Genomic DNA, 5,509 nt, shown 5'->3' on the forward strand with positions numbered 1-5,509 from the left:
TGGGGCCGGCCGCGGGTCCGGCTGACCGGCGAGATCGCCAAGCATCTGGCCGACGTGACGATCCATGTGTCGCTGACCCACGAAGGGGACACCGCGGCCGCGGTCGCCATCCTCGAGACGTAGGCCGAGAAGACGTAAAAGGGAGTTGGCGCACTACTACGTCGTGTGGTACTACGGATGATAGTAGACAGCGGGCCCGCAATGGAGCGGATCCGGCCTCGAGGGGATGATCGCCGTGAGCCTCAACCTGACGGATATCGCAGCTCGACAGGCGCAGGGCTTGGATGCCCTGGACGCCCGTTATCACCCGTCGGCCGCGGTGCGCCGTCAGCTCAACAAGGTGTTCCCGACGCACTGGTCGTTCCTGCTCGGCGAGATCGCGCTGTACAGCTTCATCGTGCTGCTGATCACCGGTGTGTACCTGACGCTGTTCTTCGACCCATCCATGACTGAGGTCACCTACCACGGCGCCTACACCCCGTTGCGCGGCGTCGAGATGTCCCGCGCCTACGAGTCGGCGCTGGACATCTCCTTCGAAGTCCGCGGTGGGCTGTTCGTCCGCCAGATCCACCATTGGGCCGCTTTGATGTTCGCCGCGTCGATCATGGTGCACCTGGCCCGCGTCTTCTTCACCGGCGCGTTCCGCAGGCCCCGAGAAGCCAACTGGGTCGTCGGCTCGCTGCTGCTGATCCTGGCGATGTTCGAGGGCTACTTCGGCTACTCACTGCCCGACGACCTGCTCTCGGGGATCGGCCTGCGCGCCGCGCTGTCGTCAATCACATTGGGTTTACCGGTGATTGGCACGTGGCTGCACTGGGCGTTGTTCGGCGGTGACTTCCCGGGTACCACCTTGATTCCGCGGCTGTACGCATTGCATGTGCTGCTGCTGCCGGCGATCATTCTGGCGCTCATCGGCGCGCACCTGGCGTTGGTGTGGTTCCAGAAGCACACCCAGTTCCCCGGCCCGGGGCGCACCGAGCACAACGTCGTCGGCGTGCGGGTGATGCCGGTGTTCGCGGTCAAGTCCGGTGCCTTCTTCGCGTGCATCGCCGGCGTCCTGGGTCTGCTGGGTGGGCTGCTGCAGATCAACCCCATCTGGGATCTGGGCCCCTACCAGCCATCACAGGTGTCAGCCGGTTCACAGCCGGACTTCTACATGATGTGGCCGGACGGCCTGCAGCGCCTATGGCCGGGTTGGGAGCTCTACATCGGCCACCACACGGTGCCCGCGACGGTCGCGGTCGCGCTGCTCATGGGCCTGGTGTTCGTGCTGCTGATCGTTTATCCGTTCCTCGAGAAGCGGTTCACCGGCGACTATGCCCACCACAATCTGCTGCAGCGGCCGCGCGATGTGCCGGTGCGCACCTCCATCGGCGCCATGGCGATCAGCTTCTACATGATCCTCACGCTGGCGGCGATGAACGACATCATCGCGCTGAAGTTCCATATCTCGCTGAACGCGACGACGTGGATCGGACGCATCGGCATGGTGATCCTGCCGCCGCTGGTCTACTTCATCACCTATCGGTGGTGTGTCGGGTTGCAGCGCAGCGACCGCGCCGTGCTCGAGCACGGCGTCGAGACAGGCATCATCAAGCGGCTGCCGCACGGCGCCTACATCGAGCTGCACCAACCGCTGGGCCCCGTCGACGACCAGGGCCACCCGATTCCGCTCGACTACCAGGGCGCTCCCGTTCCCAAGCGAATGAACAGACTCGGTGCCGGGGGTAAGCCCGGGTCGGGCAGCTTCCTGTTCGCCGACCCGGCCGAGGAGGACGCGCCGCTGTCGGCGGCCGAACACGCCGCCGAGCGTCGGGCCCTCACCGCACTGCGGGCCGGCGGTAAGTAGGCCGAGCCACTACTCGTCGAGGCCGTGCTCGATGGCGTAGCGGGTCAACTCCACCCGGTTGGCGACTTGCAGCTTGCGGAACGTCGCCTGGACGTGGTTTTCCACCGTGCGGTGGCTCAGCGATAGCCTCTCAGCAATCTGCTTGGCGGACAAGCCTTTTGCGACATATCGCAACACCTCGGTCTCGCGTTCGGTGAGGCTGGGGCGGGCCGGGCCCGCGTCCGGGCTCTGCGCGATGCGCCGGTATTCGCCCAAGACCAGCCCCGCCAGGCTCGGGGTGAACACAGCGCGTCCGGCCGCGGTGGCCCGCACGGCCTCACTCAGCTCGGACTTCGACGCACTCTTGACCAGGTATCCGGTCGCCCCGGCCTTGACGGCTTCCAGGACGTCGTCGCGTTCGTCGGAGGCCGACAGCACCAGCACCCGTGAGGACGGCGACACCTCGAGCACCTCCGTCGTCGCCTGCACGCCGGTGCCGTCGGTCAACTGCATGTCCATCAGCACCACATCGGGCTTGACCACGGCCGCCCGGCGTTTCGCCGCGGCCACACCGTCGGCGGTCGCGACCACGTCGAACCCGTCCTCGGCGAGATCGCGGGCCACCGCGTCGCGCCAAATCGGATGATCGTCGACGACCATCACCGTCGGCGTGGCATGGTCAGTTCCCATTCGGTCCCCTCTCCAACCTCGGTGCGAAGTTCTGCGTTGCCGCCCAGCGACATCATCCGCCCCACAATCGATTTCGAGATGCCGAGGCGTCCCTGACCTTCGGCTTCCGCCAGCCGTCCGGCGCCGATGCCAACCCCATCGTCGCGAACGCTCACCGTCACCGAATCGCCCAGGTCTTCCAGTAGCACGAACGCGCGGGCGTCCGGGCCGGCGTGTGAGCGCACGTTGTCGAGGGCGTTGCCCACCGCAGCGTCCAGTTCGGCGGCGGCGTGCCGCGCAAGCGGCACCGCGGTTCCCGGCAAGCTCATCGACACCCGGTCGCCCTCCCGGCGGCGCAGCAGCGCGCGCAGGTCCACGGTCTCGGTGTCTCGATCCTGATCGAGGCTGGTGGAGGTGATCCAGCGGCGCAGCGCGCGTTCCTGTTCGCTGGCCAGGTCCGCTAATTCGGATGTGGCACCGCCGATTTCGTGCCCTCGCTTGGCGACCAGTGCCAGCACTTGGATGACGCCGTCGTGCACTTGACGGGAAAGGCGCTCTCGCTCTTCCAGTGCGGCGGACAACTGCGTGGCTCGCTGCAATTCCTCGTGAGCGCGACGCGCGGTTCGCGCGGCCATACCCACCGCCAGGCCGATCGCGAGCTCGATGATGAGGGTCGCGTTATGGCTCATGTCGAAGGTCAGGTAGTTCTTGACCGCGAAATTGGTGGCCATCACTATCAGGCCGGTCAGCATCCCGCCGGCCGGGCCGAACTGCAGGGCAGCCGAAATCGTGGGGTTGCTGGCCCACAACGTCGTCGGCCAGGTCTGGTTGTCGGCGGCCCACTGCGGGGAGGCGACGATGCGGTTGGACGCCATGAGCAGCACCACGACGATGATTTCCGAGATCACCCAGGTCGGCCGGCGGCCGAAACCACGCAGGTAGGCGAACGCGCAGGCGGCGCTCCAGGCGATCAGCACGCCGAACAACAACCAGCCCGTCACCGGGTGGCGCAGATCCTCGTTGATGGCGATCTGGAAGCCCAGCGCGTAAAGGCAACTCAGCAGCCGGAACACCTGCGCCGCCCGCCACAGCGGCGCGGCCGGGTCAGGACCGTGGGTCGGCACGCAGCCAGCTTAGTAGCCTCGAACCCATGGATGATCTGGTTGACCGCGTCCGCGAGGTGTTGCCGTCGGTGCGGCGCGATCTCGAGGACCTGGTGCGGATCGAATCGGTGTGGGCCGACCCGGCCCGGCACGACCAGGTGCACCGCAGCGCGCAAGCCGTCGCAGATCTGTTGTCGCAAGCGGGCTTTGGCGATGTGCGCATCGTCAGCGAAGGCGGTGCGCCGGCCGTCATCGCCCAGCATCCGGCGCCGCCCGGCGCGCCCACCGTGCTGTTGTACGCGCACCATGACGTGCAGCCCGAAGGTGACCGCGGTCAGTGGGCCTCGCCGCCTTTCCAGCCGACCGAACGCGACGGGCGCCTCTACGGACGCGGCAGTGCCGACGACAAGGCAGGTATCGCAACGCATTTGGCGGCGTTTCGGGCCCACGGCGGCCGGCCCCCGGTGGGTGTCACGGTGTTCGTCGAAGGGGAAGAAGAATCCGGGTCGCCGTCGCTGGCGCGGTTGCTGGCCGCCCACCGCGACGCGCTGGCCGCCGACGTCATCGTCATCGCCGACTCGGACAACTGGAGCACCGACACCCCGTCACTGACGGTGTCGCTGCGCGGCCTGGTCGACTGCGTGGTCGAGGTCGCCACCCTGGATCACGGGCTGCACTCCGGCCTGTGGGGCGGGGCGGTTCCCGACGCGCTGAGCGCGCTGGTGCGCCTGCTGGCCAGCCTGCACGACGACGACGGCAACGTGGCGGTGGCCGGTTTGCACGAAACCGACACGGCCGCACTGAATTACCCGGAGTATCCGGACGAGCGGCTGCGTGACAACTCCGGTCTGCTGGCCGGGGTGTCGGAAATCGGTTGGGGTTCGGTGCCACAGCGGCTGTGGGCCAAGCCGGCGATCACGGTGATCGGCATCGACACCACGTCGGTGGCGTCATCGTCGAACACGCTGATCCCGCGGGCGCGGGCCAAGATCAGCATGCGGGTCGCGCCGGGCGGCGATGCGGAAGAGCACCTGGCCGCGTTGACCACCCATTTGCAGCGCAGCGCCCCCTGGGGCGCGCGGGTGACCGTCACCCGCGGTGAGATAGGTCAGCCCTACGCCATCGACGCCACCGGCGCGGTTTACGACGCCGCGCGGGCTGCCTTCCGGCAGGCCTGGGGTGCCGACCCGATCGACATGGGGATGGGCGGCTCGATCCCGTTCATCGCGGAGTTCGCCGCCGCGTTCCCGCAGGCGAAGATCCTCGTCACCGGCGTGGAAGACCCCGCAACCCAGGCGCACAGCGTCAACGAGAGCCTGCACCTGGGCGTGCTGGAGCGCGCCGCCATCGCCGAGGCGCTGCTGCTGGCCAACCTGACCGTTACGAGAGTTTCGGATTGAGAAAGACGTAGAGGGCAGCGATCTTGCCCTCGTGAACAACCGCGACATCCAGCCCGGTGTACTCCGGCGCCTCGCCTTTTGGGCCCGAGCCCCAGGCCAGAATTCCCCCGTTGTGCAGGGCTTGGGCCTCGCCATGGGGCGTGTACACGAATCGCGGGTGCGTCGCCCGTAGTTCTCCGGCGAATTTGTCCACTGCCTCGCGTCCGATCAGGACGGCGTCCGGAACGTAGAGCACGCAGTCGTCGGTGTAGAGCTCTTCGATCGCGGCGCGCCGGCGGACCGGATCACCCTCGCCGAACACCTCCTGAAGGTTGCGACGCATTAGATCGGTAATTCGCTCAGGCGCAGTCACATCACGCTAAACGGACCGCGGTCCGATTTTATGCCGGTCCGGCTAGAAGACCCGCCGCGTCTTTAACGGCTGCGCTGAGCGACGACGTTGTTGTTTCCAGTCTTGTTGATCGTCGATGAGCCAGAGTGGTAGATCACGGTGTTGTCGTCGCCCAAAA

At 67.1% G+C, this 5,509-nt stretch carries 5 protein-coding genes and 1 pseudogene; 3 read left to right on the forward strand and 3 right to left on the reverse strand.

All coding sequences use genetic code 11. The features are described from left to right. Together VML93_RS27065 and VML93_RS27070 are read left to right on the forward strand one after the other, a co-directional pair. A pseudogene (locus VML93_RS27065) lies at positions 1-123 on the forward strand (holo-ACP synthase); the annotation flags it as partial. A 112-nt stretch (positions 124-235) separates the two neighbouring features. Further along, positions 236-1,849 carry a cytochrome b gene (locus VML93_RS27070; RefSeq protein WP_414686455.1) on the forward strand — a complete coding sequence of 538 codons (1,614 nt, stop codon included), beginning with the start codon at positions 236-238 and terminating at the stop codon, positions 1,847-1,849. Positions 1,850-1,858: 9 nt separating this feature from the next. Here VML93_RS27070 and VML93_RS27075 read toward each other — a convergent pair whose 3' ends face one another. Both VML93_RS27075 and macS read right to left on the reverse strand, forming a co-directional pair. Beyond that, positions 1,859-2,518, reverse strand: a complete 660-nt coding sequence (locus VML93_RS27075) for a response regulator transcription factor (RefSeq protein WP_325615338.1) — start codon at positions 2,516-2,518, stop codon at positions 1,859-1,861. Further along, positions 2,488-3,621 (reverse strand): MacS family sensor histidine kinase, encoded by a 1,134-nt coding sequence (gene macS, locus VML93_RS27080; RefSeq protein WP_325615339.1) that lies wholly within the window; start codon positions 3,619-3,621, stop codon positions 2,488-2,490. The genes VML93_RS27075 and macS overlap by 31 nt, the downstream gene beginning before the upstream one ends. 26 nt (positions 3,622-3,647) lie before the next feature. On the opposite strand from macS, the gene VML93_RS27085 reads away from it, so the two are divergent. Beyond that, entirely contained in the window at positions 3,648-5,000 is a 1,353-nt protein-coding gene (locus tag VML93_RS27085; protein WP_325615340.1) for a dipeptidase, read from the forward strand. On the opposite strand, the gene VML93_RS27090 is transcribed toward VML93_RS27085, so the two are convergent. Further along, positions 4,981-5,322, reverse strand: a complete 342-nt coding sequence (locus VML93_RS27090; protein WP_325615341.1) for a nuclear transport factor 2 family protein — start codon at positions 5,320-5,322, stop codon at positions 4,981-4,983. The two genes, VML93_RS27085 and VML93_RS27090, sit on opposite strands and share 20 nt — an antisense overlap. Between the last annotated feature and the right edge of the window lie 187 nt (positions 5,323-5,509).

The sequence above is a fragment of the Mycobacterium sp. genome (assembly GCF_035499775.1).
Classification (GTDB): Bacteria; Actinomycetota; Actinomycetes; order Mycobacteriales; family Mycobacteriaceae; genus Mycobacterium.